This is a genomic window from Janthinobacterium tructae (genome assembly GCF_006517255.1).
GTDB classification, from domain to species: Bacteria; Pseudomonadota; Gammaproteobacteria; order Burkholderiales; family Burkholderiaceae_D; genus Janthinobacterium; species Janthinobacterium tructae.
The window spans coordinates 937,215-956,930 of sequence record NZ_CP041185.1 but is presented as its reverse complement, the minus strand read 5'-3'; the positions used below and the strand labels follow the sequence as shown (position 1 = coordinate 956,930).

Sequence of the window (19,716 nt, the reverse complement as noted above, 5' to 3'; positions counted from 1 at the left end):
GTGCGACGCCATACACAATATTGATTTTTAATACATTTACTTATTTAGCTGCCTACTTGATGCCGTGATGCCCCATCAGGTCGTACAGGGTGGGCCGGCTCACGCCCAGCAGTTCGGCCGCGCGGGCGATATTGCCGTCGGCCCGCGCCAGCGCGCGCACCATCACCTTGTATTCGGCCGCTTCGCGGGCCTGGCGCAGGTTGATGGCCTCGTCCACGGGTGCCGCCTGGGCGCTGGCGGGCAAACCCAGGTCGTCAGCGGCGATCTGCGGCCCGTCGCTCATGATGACGGCGCGCCTGATGCAGTTTTCCACCTCGCGCACATTGCCGGGCCAGCCATAGCTTTCGATCAGCTGCAGCGCACCGGCGCTGAAATGCAGGTTGCTGCGTCCTTCGCTGGCGCAGAACTTGTTCTTGAAGTGGTGAGCCAGCAAGGCCGCATCCCCGGCCCGCTCGCGCAGCGGAGGAATGCGCAAGACGATTTCGCTGAGCCGGTAAAACAGGTCTTCGCGGAAACGTCCCTGTTCCGCCAGCACTTTCAGGTCCTGGTGCGTGGCGCAGACGATGCGCACATCGACGGCGATCTCGGCGCGCCCGCCCACCCTTTCGATGACCCGTTCCTGCAAGAAGCGCAGCAGTTTCGCCTGCAGCGCCATCGGCATGTCGCCGACCTCGTCGAGAAAGAAGGTGCCGCCGTGGGCCAGCTCGATTTTGCCCAGGGTTTGTCGCGCCGCGCCCGTAAATGCCCCCCGTTCATAGCCGAAGAGCTCGCTTTCCAGCAGGTTTTCGGGAATCGCCGCGCAATTGATGGCGACGAAGCGCTGTGTATGACGGCTCGACAGCGCATGCAAGCCCCGCGCAATCAGCTCCTTGCCGCTGCCCGAGTCGCCCAGCAGCATCACGCTTGCCGACGAGGGCGCCACTTTTTCCACGCTGCGACACAGTTTCAGCATGCCGGGGTCGCGGCTGACGATGCCCGCCAGCGGCGAGTCCGCCTGCGTCTGCAGCATGCGCCGGTTTTCCTGCTGCATCGCGTGCAAGTAGAACGCGCGGGCGATCACCAGGCCCAGCATGTCGGCGTCAAACGGTTTCTGGTGAAAATCATAGGCGCCCAGGGCAATCGCTTTCAACGCATGCGCGCGTTCCTGGTTGCCCGAGAGGATGATGACTTTCGTGTCCGGCGCCAGCGCAAGGATTTGCTGCAGGGTGGCCAGGCCTTCCGTGGCGCCGTCCGGGTCGGGCGGCAAGCCCAGGTCCATCGTCACCACGGCCGGCTGGTGGCGCCGCACCAGCGCCAGCGCCGTTTCGCGCTCGCCCGCCAGCAAGACGTCATAGCCGTCAAAACTCCAGTGCAGCTGCTTTTGCAGGCCGGGATCGTCTTCGATGACCAGCAGTTTTTGTTTGCCCATGGCACTCCTTTGCTATGCCGCATGCAGCGGCAGGATCACGCGAAACGTCGTGCCCACTTGCGGCTCGCTGCGCACTTCCAGGCTGCCGCCCACTTCGCGCAGGTATTCGCGGCTTTCGAACACGCCGATGCCCATGCCCGCCGTCTTCGTCGTGTCGAACGGTTTGAACAGGCGTTCGCGGATGAATTGCTCGCTCATGCCCTGCCCCGTATCGTCGAGTTCAACCACGGCCGTATGCTGTACGCGCCGCAGCCGCACGTCCACCGTGCCATCGCTGGCCGTCGCCTCGATGGCGTTCTGGATCAAATGACCGAGCACGCGCTCCAGGCGCGCGCGGTTGGCCAGTACCGTCAGCTCGCCATCGACGATTTCCAGCCGGGGCGCCGGCGCCAGGCTGGCCTTGGCGGCCACGGCCTGGCGCAGCAAGCCATCGAGCAGCAGCGGTGCCGGTGCTTCCGGCGCCTCGCCACGCGCCAGTTTTTGCAGCAAGGTCTTCATTTTCTGCACGGAATGGTCGAGCGTGCCCAGCATGTCTTCCTGGAAGGCGGGATTGGCGCGGTGCTTTTCCGCATTGCTCAGTAGCAGCGACAATTGAAACACCAGGTTTTTCAAGTCGTGCACGATGAAGGTGGACATGCGGTTGAACGAGTCGAACTGGCGCGCCACCGTCAGGGTATCGAGCGATTCGCGGTGCGCCAGGTAGCTGGCGGCCTGGCTGCCGGCTATTTTCAGCACGTCGCGGATTTCCCAGTTCAGGCCGATACGCGTGCGGGGCCGCGCCAGCGCGACAAAGGCGAACAGCTGGCCATGCAGCATCAAGGGCACCAGCAGCCATACGTCGGGCAGCGCCAGCAGTGCCGGCGGTAACTGCAAGCCGCCGTACTGGAGCGGGTTGTGCTGGCAGTCGGGCACATCGATCACCCATAGTCTTGCCTCCAGGAACTGGCACAGGGGGCCGGACGCCGGCTCGCTCCATGTACTCGGTGGCCAGTTCCAGCTGGCGGCCGGGGTAAACTGCCCCTGCTCGCGCAAGATCCACAACGCGCCGGCGCGGCTTTCCACCAACTGCGCCATCGCTTGTATCGTGCGTTCGCCCAAGGCCGGGCCATCTTCGGACAAGGCGCGGGTAAAACGCAACCATTCTTCGCGGTAATCGAAGATGGCATTATAAAAATGTTTATTAATGCTGACCTTGAGCTTGGCGCGCAAGCTGCCGGAAAACAGCACGCCCGCCAGCAACAGGGCCGCGCCGCCCAGGTAAGCCATTTGCATCAAGGAGCCCCAGGTACCGCCGAAATAGCGCAAATAATAGGCGCTGGCCGCCATGGCCAGCAGATAGATTGCCGAACCGAGCAAGGCGGCCGAGCGGTACAGCATCTGGCGCGAGACGGACAAGCCCAGCGCCCAGCCGGGATTGCGCGCGGCCGAGACGGCCAGCAGCGGCGCGCACAGGGCGTCGACGATGCCGCGCGCGGCCCAGATGTCATCGTTGATCGCGCGAAACAGCAAGGCGTCGCTGTACAGATAAAAATCGTAGGCGAACAGGCCGCCCACGCCCAGGCAGGCGAACTTGATGCCCCAGCGTTTCAGGGGCGGCGTGTTGCGGTACCACTGTTCCACCAGCAGCATGCCCAGCACGGCCAGCAGCAAACGGCTGACGCTGGCGATGATGCGCGCCGGCAAAGGCAACGCCAGCCACGACGAGGCCAGCGCAGACAACGCTGGCGCCAGCGCCGTGAGGACGATGCCCACCAGCACCAGGCGCAAGCGGGGCCGCGACGGTTCGAGCAGCAACAGCAAGAACACCAGCCAGGCCAGGGTGCGCAGCAGTTCCAGCGCATCGCCGGCCAGCGCGATGCGCTGCCCCAGCAGCACCAGCACCACCGTGCCCGTGGCCCAGCCGCCCGTCGCCAGGCAAGCGACCAGCAAGGCGCGCACATTTTGCCGCGCGCGCCAGTTGCTGATGAGCAGCAGCGCCAGCACAAAGAAGGCCAGCGACGCCAGGCCATGGCTGAGGGCCGCCGCGTCGGCCGCCGCCAGCCAGTCTGACTGCGACCGCATCATCGGCTGCCCTTGCCAAACAGCACCACCTGCACCGTGTCGAGCAAGATCAGCAAGTCGAGGAACAGGCTGTTATTTTTCACATAATACAAATCGTATTGCAGCTTCTTGACGGCATCGTCGACGGAGGCGCCATACTGGTAGCGCACCTGCGCCAGGCCCGTGATGCCCGGCTTGATGCTGTGACGGATGTTGTAGTACGGCACCTGCTGCTTTAGTTGCTCGACAAAATAGGCGCGCTCGGGGCGTGGCCCGACAAAACTCATTTCGCCGCGAAACACATTGAGCATCTGCGGCAACTCGTCGATGCGCAGCTTGCGAATGACATTACCCACGCGCGTGATGCGGGCATCGTTGGCCAGCGCCCAGATGGGTTTGCCGTCGCGCTCCGCATCGCAGCGCATGCTGCGAAATTTCAGCACATTGAAGGGCAAGCCGTCGCGTCCCACCCGTTCTTGCTGGTAAAACACGGGGCCGCCGTCTTCCAGGCGGATGCACAGGGCCGTCACCAGCATCACGGGCAGCGCGGCCAGGCAGATGACGCCGCTGGCCGCCAGGTCGAACAGCCGCTTCGAGGCTGCGCGGAAAAAACTCTGGTCGAAGCCACCGCCGTAGATCAGATAACTCGGTTGCAAGGAATCGATGCGGATCTGGCACGCTTCACGCTCGAAAAACGTGGCCGCGTCGATCACCTTGACGCCGCCCAGCGCACATTCCAATAGTTGCTTGGCAGGAAACGCGCCATTGCGCCGGTCGCTGACGGACACGACGATCTCATGCGCCGCATGGCGCTGGGCCATGGCCAGCAGCGACGGTTCGGCCGGCAGCAAGGCCGAGGCAGGCACGCAGCATTGCTCTCCTGCCACATCGATGCAGCCGACCACCGTAAACTGGTGGAAACCGATCTTGCTGGCCGCCAAGTCCATGCACTCGCGCGCCAGCGCCCCGCCGCCCACCAGGATCAGCCTGCCTTCCATCAGCGCCGATTGCGAAGATTTGAACACCACCAGGCGCGCCAGCAGCACGCCGATGGCGCCCAGGCCGAAGATCAGCACGCTGCCGCGCCCGAAATGCAGGGACGGGACGAAGCGGATCAAGACGCTGAGCAGGGCAAAGCCCAGCGCGAACGATGGCAGGATGCGCAATAGCGTGTTGCGGATATCTTCGCGCGAGCGGTGCTGGTACATGCCCAGCGCGCTCATGCTCAGCACGATGACCAGCGCAAAGATCGTCGACGACAGGTAAATCTCGCCCACGCGCAGCACGCGGCTACCGTCCGCCAGCCACAGCATCGATGTAAGGGTGGCCGACAGCAGCAGGATCAGGATTTCCAGCAACAGCAAGATAAACGCTGTTTTCGAGACATAATGGCTGAAGATGCGGATCATGGTTCCTCCTGCGGCAAAAAACATCACGCCGCGCACAGGGCGGCTTGCTGCTGTCTTGCCATGATGGCGAACTGTTCCAAGAAGACATTGATGCGTCACAAGCTACGGCCCCAGCTATCTTTCGCTTGCATAATTTATCTCAACACATTACCGAATGAGGGGAAATGGCATATAGTATGCTTCCCCTAAAAGAGATGAATGTCATGAAATTTGATGTAGCGATTGTCGGCAGTGGCCTGGCGGGTTTATCGGTTGCACTGCATTTAGCTGAAACGCGCACTGTCGCGATCATTTCCAAACGCGCGCTGCTCGATGGCGCCAGCAACTGGGCGCAGGGCGGGATCGCGGCCGTGCTGGACTCGGGCGACAGCCACCAGCAGCACATCGAAGACACCCTGATCGCCGGCGGCGGCCTGTGCGACGAAAGCGCCACGCGCTACATCGTCGAGCACGGCCGCGAAGCGATCGAATGGCTGATCGAGCAAGGCGTGCCATTTACGCGCGATGCCTCGGCCGAGCTGGGTTTTCATTTGACCCGCGAAGGCGGACACAGCCAGCGCCGCATCATCCACGCGGCCGATGCCACCGGGCACGCCGTGCAGGTGACCCTGGAAGAAAAGGTGCGCGCCCACCCGAACATCAGCCTGTTCGAACACCATTGCGCCATCGACCTGATCACCTCCGACAAGCTGGGCATGAAGCCCACCCAGCGTAATGCGCAACCGCATTGCCACGGCCTGTACGTGCAGGATGAGCAAACGGGCAAGGTGCACACCTTCGCCGCCGAACACACCGTGCTGGCCACGGGCGGCGCCGGCAAGGTGTATTTATATACCACCAACCCGGACACGGCCAGCGGCGACGGCATCGCCATGGCCTGGCGCGCGGGCTGCCGCGTGTCGAACATGGAATTCATCCAGTTCCACCCGACTTGCCTGTACCACCCGTATGCCAAGTCTTTCCTGATCACCGAAGCCATCCGTGGCGAAGGAGGATTGCTGAAACTGCCGCCCGAAGCGGGCGCGGCAGCCGGCACGCGCTTCATGCTGGCCCACGATGAGCGGGCCGAACTGGCGCCGCGCGACGTGGTGGCGCGCGCCATCGACTTCGAAATCAAGAAGCGCGGCCTCGACTACGTGCACCTGGACATCAGCCACAAGCCGGCCGCATTTCTCATCGAGCACTTCCCCACCATTTACGCGCGCTGTCTGGAACTGGGCATCGACATCACCAAGCAGCCTATCCCCATCGTGCCGGCCGCCCACTACACGTGCGGCGGCGTGGTAACAGACTTGGCGGGCCGCGCCGACTTGCCGGGCCTGTATGCCGTCGGCGAGACGGCCTGCACGGGTCTGCATGGCGCGAACCGCCTGGCGAGCAATTCCTTGCTGGAATGCATCGTCATCGGCCGCGCCTGCGCGCAGGATATCGAAAGCAAGGAAAAGCTGGGCACGCCGTACCTGCCCGACTGGGATGAAAGCCGCGTCACCGATGCGGACGAGGAAGTGGTGATTTCCCACAACTGGGACGAGCTGCGCCGCTTCATGTGGAATTACGTGGGTATCGTGCGCACCACCAAGCGCCTGGAACGGGCCCAGCACCGTATCGCCCTGCTGAAGGAAGAAATCGACGAGTACTACCGCAACTTCCGCATCACGCACGATTTGCTGGAACTGCGCAACCTGGTCGACGTGGCCTCGATGATCGTCAACAGCGCCCTGTCCCGCCGCGAAAGCCGCGGCCTGCACTTCAGCCGCGATTATCCGGAAACCTTGCCGAAGGCGATAGCTAGCGTGCTGACGCCGCCGCACCGGTAAACTTATTCGTGATCGGGGAGATGCCTCACTGGCATACTCCCTGGCGGCTCGTCAGACCACGCTTCTCGTTTATTTTTGCGTTCCCCATACAGACGGCTGTGGCAGCGGCTGCGTTGGTTGAAACGATGGTAGCGGTTGCAGTGGTTGAATCTCTTGGCGTGGTGCTGGCTTTGCCTGAGGCTGATATCCGTAAGAGCTATCTGCTTGATTGGGAACAGTTCCAGCCTTACCGGTGTAGGGATTGACATTGCCTTGAGTGCTGTAATTATTCGAAATGGTGCTGTCAGGTGCGGTTCTATGATGAGGTGCCACATAAGTTCCATCTTTTTTCGTGTACCCATTTACATGCACTTGGGCACTCGCAATGCTGGTGAAGAACACCATTGATATCGCTAAGTATTTAATCATTTACTTCTTTCAAGTTCCGGCATCGTGGCGTGTCGTTGCGCCCGCAAAAAAGATTGCCGTTTCCTTGAGGCTATATTTTTTGGTATGCTGACTATAGGCCAATTCCCGTAGACCAGAGATAAAGCCTATCTTTCCACTACTAATAGAGCCAATTGACTGACTTTCTGTAGCAAATATGCAACCATCCAGAAAACTACAGTATTTATCAAACTGCCGCAGCACCGTTGGAATACACGTCAAGTATCAAGCCTTCGGCATCTCAAACTCAATCCCATCCTCCGTGTACGACATCCTGGCAGACGCCCCGTTACACTCCCCCTGCGCCACATCGGCGACATAGCGGCATTCGCTCTCCAGGCCGCCATCTGCACGCCAGTGCCGCGTCCAGCCCTGGCGCTCGCCATCGACGTATTCGATCAATTGCCTCGGCTTGCCATCGGCATACCACGAACGCAAGGCGCCCTCCTCGCGTCCGCCCGCGTTCCACAGTTTGTGCACGAGCAAGACGCCGGCCCGGCTGAAGCGCTGCTCGCTGCGCAACACATAATGGTCGCTGTGCGTGCGCTTGCTGGCGACCTTGCCGTCCGGATAATATTCGACGCTCTCGCCAGCGGGCTTGCCGTCAACGTAGGTGGCGGTGCGCTGTACCTTGCCATCCGGGAAATAGCCGATGCTCGGTCCCGTCTGGATGCCGTTCACATACTGGCTGCGGCTTTCCACGGTGCCATCCGGATAGAACAGCAGCAGTTCGCCCTCCGTCTGGTCCTTGACCTGGGTCATGCGCGTGCGCAGCTTTCCGTCCTGGTTGAACGTTTCGACCAGACCATCGGCGCGGGTGCCGTTACGGTAGGTGCGCGACTCGATCAGCTTGCCGTTCTGGTGATAAGTCTGCTCCTCCCCCTCCTGCACGCCATTGCGCCACGTGTTGCGCATGGAAACCTTGCCGTCCGGGTAATACAGGGTCTGCACACCCTCCTGCACGCTGCGCCCATCGCGCGCCACCTGCATCTCGACCTGTCCGTGCGGGTAATACATGCTGTAGTTGCCCACCAGCTTGCCGCGCAGGTAATCGGGAGCGTTGACCTGGCCGATCAGCCGCTTCGGTTCGCCTTCGCGCACGTGATAGATCTCGACTTGCCAGGTGCCCGGCATCTTGCCTGGCGGCAGCGGCAGGAGCAGCGCATAGCGCGCCTCTTCCATCACCTCGCCGCGCGACAGGTTGTGGTTCAGGTAAAGACGGGCCTTGCCATCGGCACAGTGCTCATCGCAGCCGCGCAACATGTGGATGACGGGAATGGCATCGACGCCAGCGCGGTCTGGCGCCGGGCAGGCACGCAGGCGCACGAGCAAGGGGTTCCTGTCGCGTATCATGTTGGCCAGCTCGGCCTTCATGACGCCATACTGCTCCTCGCTCAATCCTAGCGATGCAGCATCCATGCGCAGCTGCCTGCCGCCGCAGCCCGTGTCGTCGGCCACCGTCAGCACATCGCCGCTGCCGGGCGCGGCCTGGATCGCCGTGATCACCTGGCGCTGCACGATCTCGGCGTGGGCCAGCGCCGGCAACAGCAGCATGGCGCCAAACAAATGTTTCAAAGTGCCCGCCATGCCTGCTCCTTGCGCTGCAGTTCCGGCGCTGGCGGCGCTTCGCCGCAGTCGCCCTGTGCCTTGCCGGCCACATACCGGCATTCATTCTTCAGGCTGCCATCCTCGCGCCAGCTGCGGCTCCAGCCGTCGCGCCGGTCGTTCACGTAGTCGATGGCCTGCTCGGGCTTGCCGCTTTCGTACCACGAGCGCGACGTGCCCTGCTCGCGCCATTGCGCATCCCAGCGTCGCTCCAGCACCAGCACGCCCTGCGGGCTGTAGCGCTGGATACTCAGCAGCCCGCCTTTGTCGCCATACTGCTGGCGGCTTTGCACCTTGCCGTCCGGATAGAACTCCAGCGCTTCCCCGACCGGCAGGTCGTTGACCAGCGTCATGCTGGCGCGCACGGCGCCATCGGGATAGTACTCGGCGCTGCTGCCATTGAACTTGCCCTTGCTCACTTGCGTGCGGCCCGCTACTTTTCCATCCGGGAAATACGCGAGCAGCTCGCCTTCCATGCGTCCATCGCGCAGCACAAAACTGGTGCTCAGCTTGCCATTTGCGTCAAACGTCTGCACGGGACCGTCCACGCGCTTGCCCTCGCGGTACACGCTGGCCTCGCGCAGCTTGCCCGTGGCGTGATATTGCTGGTGCGTGCCTTCCGGCAAACCGTGACGCCAGTTGCCACGCGATTCCAGGCTGCCATCGGCACGATACAGGCTGGTGGCGCCATCCTGCCGGCCCTGCCCATCCTGCGCCACCTGTTTCTCGATCTTGCCGTTCGGGTAATACGTGACATAGCCGCCCACCAGCTCACCGGAGGCATAATCGGCCTTGTTGACGTGCCCGGACAGGCGCAGCTTGTCGCCGGCCACGCTGACAATATCCACCTTCCATGTGCCAGGCGGCTTGCCTTTCGGCAAGGGCAACAGCAGCACATTCGGTGCTTTTTCTTGCTCGATGGGGAAGAAACGTTCGTGCAGGTACAGCCGCGCCCGGCCATCGGTGCAGGTGGCTGGCGTGCAGGCGGCGATGTGGCGCACGATGGGCACGCTCGCATCGTCCGGGCATTTTTTCAGGGTGATGAGCATCGGCGTCTTGCTGCGGATCTGCTTGGCCAGCCCGGCTTTCAGCGCGTCGTATGGCGCGTCGTCCAGGTTCACCGAGCGGGCATCCATGCGTATCTGCTTGCCGCCGCAGGCCGTCGTGCCCGCAATACTGAACACATCGCCGCCTTCGCTATCTGGCTCGGCCGCCATGGCTGTCACTACCAGGCGCTGCACGATGTCCGCCTGCGCCATGCCTGGGCTCAGCAAGCAGGCGCCCAGCACGGCGCATAGGGTCTTGATTTTCATGCTATTCCTTTAATTTTCCGTCGTGGCGGCCACGCCGCCCGGCACGAAGCTGACCCGGCCATCGCGGTAGCGCACCAGCACCACCACCTCGGCATCGCGCAATTGACCGTGCTGCACGGCCGGCAGGTAGGTCCAGCGCTTCACGCTATCGAGCAGCACCTTGTTGAGCATCGGCTCCATCGGCAACTCGGCCGCCGCATAGCTGAGGCTGCCATCTGCCGCGATGGTCAGGGTCAGGCGGTTTTCACCCCTTGCATGCTTCTCGTCCAGCACGCCATACGCAACCGTCGTCATCGTCTCGCGCTGTACGCCGCCGACCTGGTCCCGCAAGGGCGGCATGGCCTTCAGTTTGGCCGCCAGCAGCGCGCCCTCGGCCAGCACCTTGTCCCAGCGCTTCTGGTAAGCGCCCGGCTGCGCCAGGCGCAGCACCTTGGCGTTCAGATCCATGCGCTGCGTCATGCGCGCGACGCCATTGTCGGCCGGCTGCCCCGGTTCGGCCGGCAAGGCATGCTCGACGGCGTAGCGGTAAGCCGTCAGTTGCGCCAGCGCCACCAGGTTGACGGCATCGCGTTCGTCGCCACCACGCAGCTGCGCCGCAGCCGCGATGCCCAGCCAGGCCGTGCCATCCGTCGGGTGCGCCCACACGGCTTGCTCGAAGTACTGGCGCGCCGCCTGCGGTTCGTTCAGGCTCAGATGCATGCGGCCCATGGCCGCCGCCACCAGATGGTCGCGCGGGTTCGCTTGTAGCAGGTCAAGATAGGTTGCGACCAGCCCCGGCTCATAGCCGGGCACCCAGCCCAGGCCCTCCAGCAACGAGGCGCGCAGCTGCGCCTGCGTGCGGTCGACGCCGTAGCCGGACGGCTTTTCCTGGCCGGAACGGTACAACAGCTGCAAGCCGCGCGTGACGGCGTCATCGTCGCCCTTGCTGATCGCTTGCGACAGGCTGCGCACAGCCTTGCGCGCATCGGACGGCTGGAAACCGGCCGCCTTGCGCGTGCGCCAGCGAAACACTTCCAGGCCAGCCGCCTGCTCGGCTTGCGCCTGCATCTCAGCCTTGGCCTTGGCTTCATCGGGCGACGAGGTCCAGGCCGTAAAGCCGATCAGGAACAGGACGATCAGCAGCACCACCACGGCCCAGCCCTTGCCGGTGATGCCGCCGCCAGTGTTTCCGGCCGCATTGGCGGCGGGAATGGCGACCGGCGCCTGCCCCGGCGCCGTATGGTGCGTGCGGCGCGCGCTGCGCTGCTGCGGCAACGATTGCTGTTGCAGCTGCATCTGCTGCGCCTGCACGGACGCTTGCCCGGCCGCGACGATGACCTTGTCGCGCGCGCAGGCGGCGCAACCATGGCCGGCAAAATGCTGGTGTTCGGGATTCACGGCGCAAACGACCAGCTTGCCGCCGCTGCGCTGTGCATAAGCGCGCAGCAACTGCGCCCAGTCCGCCGCCGACGGCCGCTGCGGTTTGGGGGATGGAGAAAACGCGCGGTCGAACATGGCGCGCAGTTCGGGCGGCATCAGCGCATGGCCGCTGGTGGCGTTCGGCGCCAGCTGCTTGTGGCGTTTGACGCCATACGCATAGCAGCCGTCGCGGATGCGCCCGGGAATATCGGTCGCCACTTGGACATTGCCGGGCCGCCCGCTGTACGGGTGGATGCCGAAGTTGAGCAATTGGAAGATGACGACGGCCAGCGCAAAACGGTCTTGCGCCATTTCCGTGCCCGCCGGCATGCCCTTGCGCTGGAATTCCGGCGCCAGGTAGTCGGCCGTGAATTGCTCGGCAGGAAAACGCTCCGCATGGCCCTGGATGCTGAAGCCGTCGCAATCGAGCATGGCGATGTACAGCGAATCGCGATAAAAGCGCAAGTTCACTGGTTTCAGGTCGACCACGTAATGCTGCTGCTGATGCAGCGCATCGATGACGGCGGCCAGGTTGGCGGCCAGGGTCAGCTTGGGACCGAGCCCCGTGGGCAAGCCGGCCGCGCGCGCCTGCCGCTCCTGCATGATCTGTTCCAGCTCGGCCGTCTGCGCCATGTCCAGCAGGGGCATGACGAAGCCCGCGAAGCCGCCCTGCCCGTCGAACACGGCCGCTTGCGGCCAGGCAATCTGCACGTAGCGCTTGCCGTTTTCCACTTGATCGGGCAACTCGGGCGACAATTCCAGCATCGCTTCGAGCTTGCGCCGGTTGGCGGCCCGGTCCAGGTGCGGGTGGTACAGCTTGGCGACCTGCGCGGGCGCGCCGGGCAGCAGATACACGCTGCCCGCGCCGCCGCTTTTAATCAGTTTTCCCAGCACCAGCGTCCGGACTTTATCCAGCCAGATCTTGCCGCCCGGACTCAGGCCCGGCGTCACGCCTTGCTTCCGGCTCATGCGCGCAAGGCCAGCAGCAGGGTCTTGTCATCGCCCGTGATCTGGTGCGTGCGCGGGTCGGCCAGGGTGGATGCCAGCGCCGCATTGCCCAGCTCCACGCTCTCGACCGTGCGCAGATAGCCTTGCACGGCATCCATGAAGGGCGCGTACAAGGCTGCATTGTTCTTGCTCATGGCAAAGGGCATGCAGCCGTCCGACATCAGCACCACGCCGCGCACGGACTGGGGAATCGGCAACAGGCGCAACTGTTCGCGCCAGCGCTCGCCCGACAGAAAATAGGTTTCGTTGGCGTATTCGCCATTCGCGGGCAGCGAGATCAGCTCGCTACCGTCGGCCAGCTGCGCCACGCCCAGGCCGTCGCCCAGGTGGAAAAAGAAGCCGGCATCTTGCCCCATGACCACGCCCACCACAGTAGAAGCGTAGTCGTCCAAGCTGGCGTTGGCGGCGCGGGCGATGTCGTCCAGCGCGGCGCGGATCTGCGCCAGCGTGCCCGCCAGCGCGCCGTCGTGCAAGTCCTGCACGGTGGCGCCCTGCTCCAGGCGGCCGGCCAGCGCCTGCACGCTTTGTGCGGCAACAAACTGTGCGCCCTGCTCGCTGAGCCTGGCCGAACCGGCCCCATCGCAAACGATGGCCACCAGCACGCCACTGACTACGGCGTGCGCGTGCGCATCCTGGCAAGGGATGGCTTTATCCAGGTGCGCCTTGCCCGTGACGGAGGCGCCAAACACGCGCCAGGTATCCTTTACCGCAGTCATGGATCAGCGGGCTTTCACGTATTGACGACAGACCAGCCGTCCGTCGAGGCCAGCTGCGCCTGCGCGCCGGGACGCGACTGCGACACCACCTGCATGCTGGCGCTCAGCCACAGGAACAATTCGCGGAACTGCAAGCCTTTCAGCTGCTTCACGCCGCGCTCGCCACGGCTGGAAAACTGCCCCAGCGTATCGATATTCGCATGGTCGCCCACGGCGATGGGGAAGATCGCCACTTTATTGCCCTGCTCGGCCGCGCGCGCCTGTTCGGCGCCGTGCTGCCATTGGTCCGTCGGCTCGCCGTCCGACATCAAAAACAGCCATGGCCGCGTGTACGCCACGCCAGCGGCGCGGAAGCGCTGCTTTTCCTGCTCGATTTCCGCCAGCGCCAGTTCCACGGCCGCGCCGGTCGGCGTGGTGCCGTTCGCCTCAAGGCGGGGCGACGTGAAATCCATCGCGTCGCACCAGTTGCTGGCGACCACGGCTTCATCGTGGGCGCCATATTGAATCACCAGGATGCGCACGCGCTTGGCGGCGATCACGTCGGACTTGAGTTCCTGTTCCAGCAAGGCCAGGCCTTCGTTGAGCAGCGAGACGGGTTCGCCATCCATGCTGCCGGAACAGTCCAGCACCAGCACCAGCGGCGTGCGTTGTTCGGTATTGTCGACCAGGGCGACGTCGGGAATCATTATTGAACTCATGGGCAATCGGAAAATGTGAAATCGGACATAGTGCGAATCTTACATCACGCGCCGCGACATGCCGCGCGAGATTGCGTTGATGAAAGATTTTTGCTGACGCGGCGCCCTGGTCGATTTTGCCTGACGCCAGAATCGGGCCTGACTTGATGAATGCCCGGATGGCCTTGGGGCCATGCCTGATAGCCGCACCCCGCAAAATATCAATCCCCATCTCATTCGGATGAATGATGCGCCGCGCAGCACCCTTGCCTAGACTGGCTTCAGCCTCACGCCAGCCCGACCGGGCGCCACGCCAGGGGCACTCAACCATCGAGGGACGACATCATGAAAACCATCATCCTGAGCACATTGCTGGGCCTGTCAGCCACCTGCCTTGCGGCGAGTGCGCAAACCCTGCCGCAAGACAAGACCGTGGACGTGGCGGCGCACTCGCTGCGCATCGACGTTCCGGACCAGCCACGTTACATGCTGCGCGAAGACTTCCAGAAATTCGCGGGCGCCTACGACCTGTCGAATGGCGACACCCTGCAGCTGCGCCGCGCCGGCACCATCATGTATGCGCGCATCGGCAACCAGCCCGAACACCGCATCGTCGCCACCAGCCGCAATGCCTTCGTCGCGCTGGATCGCCAACTGAAGGTACGCATCGACCATCACGACGATGGCAGCGTGGGCGGCGAACTGGTGATGGTGGTGCCGGCACGCCAGTTGGCCGATGGCAGCGCGCAGGGCGAGCATCTGGCCACGCTGGGCTTTCCAGGCCGCTGATCGCGTGGCACGAGCTGGCGGACGCCATGGACATGCCGATGACAGCGCCGCAGCAGGCATTGATCGCCCGCCTGTATGACGCGGCGCTCGATGATGCGCTGTGGCCGCAGCTGTGCCGCGACCTGGCCGATGCCTTCGGCGGCGCCAGTGACACCAGCCTGATACTGCAAAGCGACAGCGGCGCGCAGCTGCTCAATCCTGCGGGGCGCTTCGGCAAAGAGACCACCAGCGCCTATGAAGCGTATTACTGGCAGCACGATATCTGGGCGAAACTGGCTTACCGCCTGGGCGTGAGCCAGGTACACGGCAGCGCGGAGCACATTCGTCCGCGCGATTTCGAGCGCACGGAATTCTATGCCGACTTTTGCCGCCCGCATGATCTTTACCACGTCATCGGCGCGGTCTTGCCCTTGGCGCCCGGGGAAACTGCCCTGCTGGGTGTGCACCGCCAGCACGCGCAGGGGCCGTTTGCGGACAGCCCACTGGTGCAGGCGCAACTGCAAGCGCTGCTTCCGCACCTGCAGCGCGCCCTGCGCATCCGCGCCCGCCTGGCCCAGAGCGGCATGCAGGCACGCACCACGCGCGCGGCGCTCGATGCGCTCGACACGGCCGTGCTGCTGCTAGATAGCCGGCTCGACGTGCTCTACGCGAATGCCAGCGCACTGGCCCTGTTCGGTCCCGGCCTGGAACGCAGCCTGCATTGCCCGGCTGGCGGCAGCCCCCGCTGGTGCGCGCTGCCGCAACTGGCGCAAGCCGTGCGGCAAGCCATCGGCACCGGCAAAGGCAGGCGGGTCGCCGCGCCCGCGGCCAGCGCCCTGCGCCTGCCGCGCACGGGCGCGCCCGACCTGTGCCTGACGGTGGCGCCCTTCCAGCCGCAGCAAGGCCAGTCCAGCCAGCGCCCATGCGCCCTGGTGCTGGCGCGCGACCCGCAGGCGCCGGCCATCGCCGTGCCTGCGCTGCAGCAGCTGTTTGAACTGACACAGGCCGAAGCGCAAGTGGCCCAGGCGCTGGCGCAAGGCGCCGCCATCGACCGCATCGCCGCCGATACGGGCGTCTCCATCAACACCGTCAGGACGCATCTGCACCACATCTACGACAAGACGGGCACGGCGCGCCAGGGCGAACTGATCGCCAGGATCCACCGGAGCGCCAGCCCATTCACCAGAAAGGAGTATTCACCATGAAAAATACCGTGATTTCCATCATCGTCATCGCCGCCAGCGCCCTGGCCACGGCCCAGGTGCTGCCGCCGCAACGCACGGTCGAAGTGCCGGCCCTGTCGCTGCGCATCACGCCGCCCGCCCAGCCCCGCTACCTCAGCCGCGAAGACTTCCAGCCATATGCGGGCGAGTACACCCTGGCCAATGGCCAGAGCCTGCGCCTGCGCCAATACGACGGCTTGCTGTACGCCAAGGTGGGCGACGGCGAGGAACACCGCATCGTCGCCGCCGCGCCCAAGGTATTTGTCGCCCTCGACGGCAAGCTCAAGGTGCGCATCGACCGCCGCAGCGACGGCACGGTGACAGGGGAATTGGTGATGATGGTGCCGCCGCAGCGCGTGGCCGACGGCAGCATGCGGCTGGAACGGGTGGCGGCGCCGCCGATCGCGGCGCGCTAGCGTTGCTGCAGGCGTGCTCCGGGGGGAAATAGGTGCGTGCTATGATCGCCGCCTTCGGCGCGACGCCGCCGCAGCCATTCTCCGTGGAGCACCATGTCCCAGACTGAAAAGATTCCAGCACGCCTGCTGCGCCGTAGCCTGCGCCTGCTGGCCTGGCCATTGCTGGCCCTGGTCAGCGCCGCCTGCACCAGCACCACGCGCCATCCGGCCAGCGAGCCCACGCAAGTGACCCTGCGCTTTACCTATGACGACGGCAAGCCGATGCGGCATGACGATTACCTGGCCAATGCGCGCCAGCAAACGTATATCAAGCACTGCAGCAAGATAGGCAGCACCACTGTCTGCGACATTGGCTCGGATCCACTGTTCACGGGTGGCGACGCCCCGCTGGACGCCAACGGCGAAGTGCGCGTCACCCTGCACTCGACCGGTCCCATCGGCAACAACCCAACCAGTCTTTGCATCAAGGGCAAAGGCTACGTCTTTGATTCCGGCGACTGGAAACGCGGTCCCTTCAGCCCCGGCCAGGTGATCGAGATCCGCTACAGGATACGCGAAGTGGAAATGGCGTGCCCCTGGTCGTCGGGCACGCCGCCGTGGTGGGACAAGAGCTAAGGCTGGCCAGCCGTGGCCGGCTGGCTTGAAAGTTACTGCAACTCGAACTCCGCCGGAGTCAAGCCCAGCTCGCGCGCGATCTTGCTGGCCACGCGCTGCTCGTTGGCGTCGAAATTGCCGTCCGACGAAGCGACGGCGATAATCATGCGCACCAGCAAGCGCGACGCCTCCACATTCGGCTTCATCTTGCCCAGCGCCTGATACGCCTTGGCTTCGCCGATATCCTTGTCGAACTCCAGCTGACCGACATAGTCCTGGAAAGCCTTGATCACGTCCGTGGTGGTAAACACCGACAGCGCATCATTGCTTTCAATAAACTTCACCATCTTCTGCTTCTCTTCCGCACTGACGCTGCCGTCCGCCATGGCGATCAGGGCCGAGCCCGCCATCGCGGCATTCAGGAAATCCTTGTTCTTGTACTTCAGCGCTTCCGTTTTCAGTTCACTTGCTTTGGTCTTCAGTTTGGACAGAAAGGAATCGAAACTCATGGTGGTTCTCCTGGTTGGTTCGGATGAGGCAGCGCTACAGGCTACCATTGCCACACAGATGAGGGCACATGTCTGAAATGCAAGCGGCGGGAACGAGCCTTGCCTCCTATGAAAGCATCGCCAAACCCAGAGCAAGGGCCGGGGTCTGACCCCAGTTTCTGCCTTGGGGTGAAAAACTGCCAACTGCATACAAACACACGACGAAAACGAATTAACTTGAAAATTGTCATATTCGCAGTTGAAAAATAAGTAACTCCATGGCAGCATGGAATTACATTTTCTTTACTGCAAGGTTGTGATGGACAAGCAATTGCTGTTGATTTGCGCACTGACGTTCATCATCCACATTATCGGCACCCTCGCCTATTCCGTGCGCATCGCCGGCATCCGCACGCGGCGCATCGCCGTGTCGCTGGCCCTGTTCAGCATTCTGATGCTGCTGTCGCGGACGTCGAACTCATTCCTGGGACCATTCCTCGCCAAGCGAGTCGAGACAGGCATAGACCAGCATGTTGCCGCCAGCACGCTATTGGTAGACTTCCGCTGGCTGCTATTCTCCGCCAGCCTGGCGACGATACTGGGCGCAATCCTTATCCCCACCTTCCAGCGCGCCTTCTGCCGCGCAGTCGAGCACTTCCAGGTACACAGGTCGGTGCCGAAACTGCTGTTGCACACCGTCTTCAAGGGCGGCTTGTCCTACCTCAAGACCTCCTCCAGCCTGCCCAAGCCCGCCAACGTCACGGGCCTGCGCCAAAAATCGGGCATCTCCGTCTCCATCGTCATCGCCACGGCCCTGTGGACGGTGGGCGCATCGTTGTCCACCTTACACCGCGGCGCGGTACGCGGGCGTGCTGGATCCCAGCGTGCGCGTCACCTCCAGCACGCTTTCATCGATCATCAACGGCGGCGCCACCATCATGATGGCCGTCTTCATCGGCACGTGGTGTCGGGCATGACGGATGACGTCATCGAAGGCAAGATCGAAGAATCGCAATTCCGACGCGCGGTGGTGTGGCTGGTGGGAAGCAGATTGGCGGGGACGCTGATTGCGCAATTTTTGCTGGTGCCGTCGGCGGTGGTGATTGTGGGGGTGGCGAAGGGGTTGTGAATATTCAAGAATATCCAAAAGTACAAACTTAAAATGGACTACCAATGAGCGATTACGTTGCCTTCGTCGATGAATCCGGAAACCACGATTTAGCAACCGAGAAGGATGGTGCGTCAAATTACTTTATAGTACTAGCAGTAATAATTCCGACCGAAGAAAGATCGGAACTTGAAGCATCGATGGAAAAAATTAGAATAAAACATTTCAACTCCAGCGAAATTAAATCAAACAAACTAAGCAACAGAAAAAGACTGAAAATAATCAATGAAATATCACCCTTGAATTTCAGGTTTTATGCAGTTTGCGTAGACAAATCACGAATAATAAAAGATAGCGGGTTGCAATACAAAAAAACCTTCATTAAATTCATAAATGGACTCCTATACAATCAGCTTTTCAAATCAGTAAAAAATATAACGATTTATTCTGATGGCCACGGGGGTTCAGATTTCATTAACGGCTTTAAAAATTACATTGCCAAAAATCATATTCCCGATCTTTTTTTCGAATCAAAAATTGAGATTGTGGATAGCAGAACCCAAATATTAGTTCAGCTTGCTGATTTTTTGGTTGGCACCACCGCAAAACTATACGAGGAAAAAGTTTCTGGAAACGTACGAAACAGCTTCCTAAGCTTCATTCAAAATAGAAGAATAAGGATAGATGAGTGGCCACCAAAATTCGAAACAGATCTAGCAGCCAACAACTCATCCGCTGACATTGACTCGAAAATTTCCAACATCTCACTTCTTAGAGCATCTGAATTTTTAAGGAATAATTTTAATTCGTCAGACCCGGAAATAGAAATTCAATACGCAACGCTAAGCTACTTACTTTTTTGCGCCAGATTCCCCTCTGAAAAAATATTCACATCAACAAATGAAATTCTTGAACATTTAAAAAATCAAGGATTTCATGAGATCACTAAGCAGTATCTACGCTCAAATATAATTGCAAAACTTAGAGATCATAATGTTGTAATAGCCAGCTCGACTAAGGGCTACAAAATACCATCTAGTTATGCCGACATGATAGTTTTTGCAGATTTGGTAGATGGGATTGCAATACCTTTACTTAGTCGCCTAAAAAAAGCTGACGAGATTTTTGACCTTGGAAGTATAGGTGAAATAAAATTCCTTAATGAACAACGATTTCAGAGTTTGCAATTTATTATTAAAAACATGAAATGAGATATTTTAAAAAACAAAAGCCGCTGTCTCCCGACAGCGGCTTTCTCATTCCCACCCCAGCAGCAGCGCCTTGAACAAAGACGCCGCGCCG

General features: G+C 61.8%; 17 protein-coding genes. 7 read left to right on the top strand and 10 right to left on the bottom strand.

Annotated features, from left to right (window positions below; translation table 11 throughout):
* Positions 1 to 52 precede the first annotated feature (52 nt).
* Genes prsR through FJQ89_RS04125 form a run of 3 tightly spaced genes read right to left on the bottom strand, consistent with a single transcriptional unit; the run spans position 53 to position 4,857 of the window.
* Positions 53 to 1,408 carry a PEP-CTERM-box response regulator transcription factor gene (gene prsR / locus FJQ89_RS04135; RefSeq protein ID WP_141169161.1) on the bottom strand — a complete coding sequence of 452 codons (1,356 nt, stop codon included), beginning with the start codon at positions 1,406 to 1,408 and terminating at the stop codon, positions 53 to 55.
* Between the two features lie 12 nt (positions 1,409 to 1,420).
* The gene (prsK, locus tag FJQ89_RS04130) at positions 1,421 to 3,472 is read right to left on the bottom strand and encodes an XrtA/PEP-CTERM system histidine kinase PrsK (RefSeq protein ID WP_141169160.1); all 2,052 of its coding nucleotides are present in this window, start codon (positions 3,470 to 3,472) and stop codon (positions 1,421 to 1,423) included.
* Complete coding sequence (locus tag FJQ89_RS04125) at positions 3,469 to 4,857, bottom strand: TIGR03013 family XrtA/PEP-CTERM system glycosyltransferase (RefSeq protein ID WP_141169159.1); 1,389 nt, start codon at positions 4,855 to 4,857, stop codon at positions 3,469 to 3,471. Before FJQ89_RS04125 ends, prsK begins: the two co-directional genes overlap by 4 nt.
* Before the next feature lie 203 nt (positions 4,858 to 5,060).
* Between FJQ89_RS04125 and nadB the strand changes: the two genes are divergently transcribed.
* Positions 5,061 to 6,674, top strand: coding sequence for an L-aspartate oxidase (gene nadB, locus FJQ89_RS04120; protein ID WP_096235333.1), 1,614 nt, complete (start codon positions 5,061 to 5,063; stop codon positions 6,672 to 6,674).
* Positions 6,675 to 6,743: 69 nt separating this feature from the next.
* On the opposite strand, the gene FJQ89_RS04115 is transcribed toward nadB, so the two are convergent.
* The 6 genes from FJQ89_RS04115 to FJQ89_RS04090 form a co-directional block, all read right to left on the bottom strand.
* Entirely contained in the window at positions 6,744 to 7,082 is a 339-nt protein-coding gene (locus FJQ89_RS04115; RefSeq protein WP_141169158.1) for a hypothetical protein, read from the bottom strand.
* Positions 7,083 to 7,325: 243 nt separating this feature from the next.
* Positions 7,326 to 8,687 (bottom strand): toxin-antitoxin system YwqK family antitoxin, encoded by a 1,362-nt coding sequence (locus FJQ89_RS04110; RefSeq protein WP_168208363.1) that lies wholly within the window; start codon positions 8,685 to 8,687, stop codon positions 7,326 to 7,328.
* Positions 8,672 to 10,018, bottom strand: a complete 1,347-nt coding sequence (locus tag FJQ89_RS04105) for a toxin-antitoxin system YwqK family antitoxin (protein WP_141169156.1) — start codon at positions 10,016 to 10,018, stop codon at positions 8,672 to 8,674. The genes FJQ89_RS04110 and FJQ89_RS04105 overlap by 16 nt, the downstream gene beginning before the upstream one ends.
* A 9-nt stretch (positions 10,019 to 10,027) precedes the next feature.
* Positions 10,028 to 12,385 carry a hypothetical protein gene (locus FJQ89_RS04100; protein ID WP_141169155.1) on the bottom strand — a complete coding sequence of 786 codons (2,358 nt, stop codon included), beginning with the start codon at positions 12,383 to 12,385 and terminating at the stop codon, positions 10,028 to 10,030.
* Positions 12,382 to 13,140 carry a PP2C family serine/threonine-protein phosphatase gene (locus FJQ89_RS04095; protein WP_141169154.1) on the bottom strand — a complete coding sequence of 253 codons (759 nt, stop codon included), beginning with the start codon at positions 13,138 to 13,140 and terminating at the stop codon, positions 12,382 to 12,384. The genes FJQ89_RS04100 and FJQ89_RS04095 overlap by 4 nt, the downstream gene beginning before the upstream one ends.
* A gap of 14 nt (positions 13,141 to 13,154) precedes the next feature.
* Positions 13,155 to 13,838: a vWA domain-containing protein gene (locus tag FJQ89_RS04090; RefSeq protein ID WP_141169153.1), complete on the bottom strand. Its 684-nt coding sequence runs from the start codon at positions 13,836 to 13,838 to the stop codon at positions 13,155 to 13,157.
* Positions 13,839 to 14,162: 324 nt separating this feature from the next.
* Between FJQ89_RS04090 and FJQ89_RS27970 the strand changes: the two genes are divergently transcribed.
* From FJQ89_RS27970 to FJQ89_RS04075, 4 genes are all read left to right on the top strand, one after another.
* Positions 14,163 to 14,606: a hypothetical protein gene (locus FJQ89_RS27970; RefSeq protein ID WP_168208362.1), complete on the top strand. Its 444-nt coding sequence runs from the start codon at positions 14,163 to 14,165 to the stop codon at positions 14,604 to 14,606.
* A 26-nt stretch (positions 14,607 to 14,632) separates the two neighbouring features.
* Positions 14,633 to 15,790 carry a helix-turn-helix transcriptional regulator gene (locus tag FJQ89_RS04085; protein ID WP_168208361.1) on the top strand — a complete coding sequence of 386 codons (1,158 nt, stop codon included), beginning with the start codon at positions 14,633 to 14,635 and terminating at the stop codon, positions 15,788 to 15,790.
* Positions 15,787 to 16,224, top strand: coding sequence for a hypothetical protein (locus tag FJQ89_RS04080; RefSeq protein WP_141169151.1), 438 nt, complete (start codon positions 15,787 to 15,789; stop codon positions 16,222 to 16,224). Before FJQ89_RS04085 ends, FJQ89_RS04080 begins: the two co-directional genes overlap by 4 nt.
* Positions 16,225 to 16,317: 93 nt before the next feature.
* Positions 16,318 to 16,839, top strand: coding sequence for a hypothetical protein (locus FJQ89_RS04075; protein ID WP_141169150.1), 522 nt, complete (start codon positions 16,318 to 16,320; stop codon positions 16,837 to 16,839).
* A gap of 32 nt (positions 16,840 to 16,871) precedes the next feature.
* Here FJQ89_RS04075 and FJQ89_RS04070 read toward each other — a convergent pair whose 3' ends face one another.
* The gene (locus FJQ89_RS04070; RefSeq protein ID WP_141169149.1) at positions 16,872 to 17,327 is read right to left on the bottom strand and encodes a tellurite resistance TerB family protein; all 456 of its coding nucleotides are present in this window, start codon (positions 17,325 to 17,327) and stop codon (positions 16,872 to 16,874) included.
* 265 nt (positions 17,328 to 17,592) lie between these two features.
* Between FJQ89_RS04070 and FJQ89_RS04065 the strand changes: the two genes are divergently transcribed.
* Both FJQ89_RS04065 and FJQ89_RS04060 read left to right on the top strand, forming a co-directional pair.
* Positions 17,593 to 18,435: a lipid II flippase family protein gene (locus FJQ89_RS04065; protein ID WP_243136408.1), complete on the top strand. Its 843-nt coding sequence runs from the start codon at positions 17,593 to 17,595 to the stop codon at positions 18,433 to 18,435.
* A 44-nt stretch (positions 18,436 to 18,479) separates the two neighbouring features.
* On the top strand, positions 18,480 to 19,625 hold the full coding sequence (locus tag FJQ89_RS04060; RefSeq protein WP_141169148.1) for a DUF3800 domain-containing protein: 1,146 nt from the start codon (positions 18,480 to 18,482) through the stop codon (positions 19,623 to 19,625).
* Positions 19,626 to 19,716 lie beyond the last annotated feature (91 nt).

What these genes read in the sequence shown, in the direction of transcription:
- FJQ89_RS04105 (WP_141169156.1), bottom strand. Translation starts at nt 10,018, where the DNA reads ATGAAAATCAAGACCCTATGCGCCGTGCTGGGCGCCTGCTTGCTGAGC.
- FJQ89_RS04075 (WP_141169150.1), top strand. Translation starts at nt 16,318, where the DNA reads ATGTCCCAGACTGAAAAGATTCCAGCACGCCTGCTGCGCCGTAGCCTG.
- prsR (WP_141169161.1), bottom strand. Translation starts at nt 1,408, where the DNA reads ATGGGCAAACAAAAACTGCTGGTCATCGAAGACGATCCCGGCCTGCAA.
- FJQ89_RS04085 (WP_168208361.1), top strand. Translation starts at nt 14,633, where the DNA reads ATGGACATGCCGATGACAGCGCCGCAGCAGGCATTGATCGCCCGCCTG.
- FJQ89_RS04095 (WP_141169154.1), bottom strand. Translation starts at nt 13,140, where the DNA reads ATGACTGCGGTAAAGGATACCTGGCGCGTGTTTGGCGCCTCCGTCACG.
- FJQ89_RS04080 (WP_141169151.1), top strand. Translation starts at nt 15,787, where the DNA reads ATGAAAAATACCGTGATTTCCATCATCGTCATCGCCGCCAGCGCCCTG.
- FJQ89_RS04070 (WP_141169149.1), bottom strand. Translation starts at nt 17,327, where the DNA reads ATGAGTTTCGATTCCTTTCTGTCCAAACTGAAGACCAAAGCAAGTGAA.
- prsK (WP_141169160.1), bottom strand. Translation starts at nt 3,472, where the DNA reads ATGATGCGGTCGCAGTCAGACTGGCTGGCGGCGGCCGACGCGGCGGCC.
- FJQ89_RS04060 (WP_141169148.1), top strand. Translation starts at nt 18,480, where the DNA reads ATGAGCGATTACGTTGCCTTCGTCGATGAATCCGGAAACCACGATTTA.
- nadB (WP_096235333.1), top strand. Translation starts at nt 5,061, where the DNA reads ATGAAATTTGATGTAGCGATTGTCGGCAGTGGCCTGGCGGGTTTATCG.
- FJQ89_RS04125 (WP_141169159.1), bottom strand. Translation starts at nt 4,857, where the DNA reads ATGATCCGCATCTTCAGCCATTATGTCTCGAAAACAGCGTTTATCTTG.
- FJQ89_RS04110 (WP_168208363.1), bottom strand. Translation starts at nt 8,687, where the DNA reads ATGGCGGGCACTTTGAAACATTTGTTTGGCGCCATGCTGCTGTTGCCG.
- FJQ89_RS04065 (WP_243136408.1), top strand. Translation starts at nt 17,593, where the DNA reads ATGGAATTACATTTTCTTTACTGCAAGGTTGTGATGGACAAGCAATTG.
- FJQ89_RS04090 (WP_141169153.1), bottom strand. Translation starts at nt 13,838, where the DNA reads ATGAGTTCAATAATGATTCCCGACGTCGCCCTGGTCGACAATACCGAA.
- FJQ89_RS04100 (WP_141169155.1), bottom strand. Translation starts at nt 12,385, where the DNA reads ATGAGCCGGAAGCAAGGCGTGACGCCGGGCCTGAGTCCGGGCGGCAAG.
- FJQ89_RS27970 (WP_168208362.1), top strand. Translation starts at nt 14,163, where the DNA reads ATGAAAACCATCATCCTGAGCACATTGCTGGGCCTGTCAGCCACCTGC.
- FJQ89_RS04115 (WP_141169158.1), bottom strand. Translation starts at nt 7,082, where the DNA reads ATGATTAAATACTTAGCGATATCAATGGTGTTCTTCACCAGCATTGCG.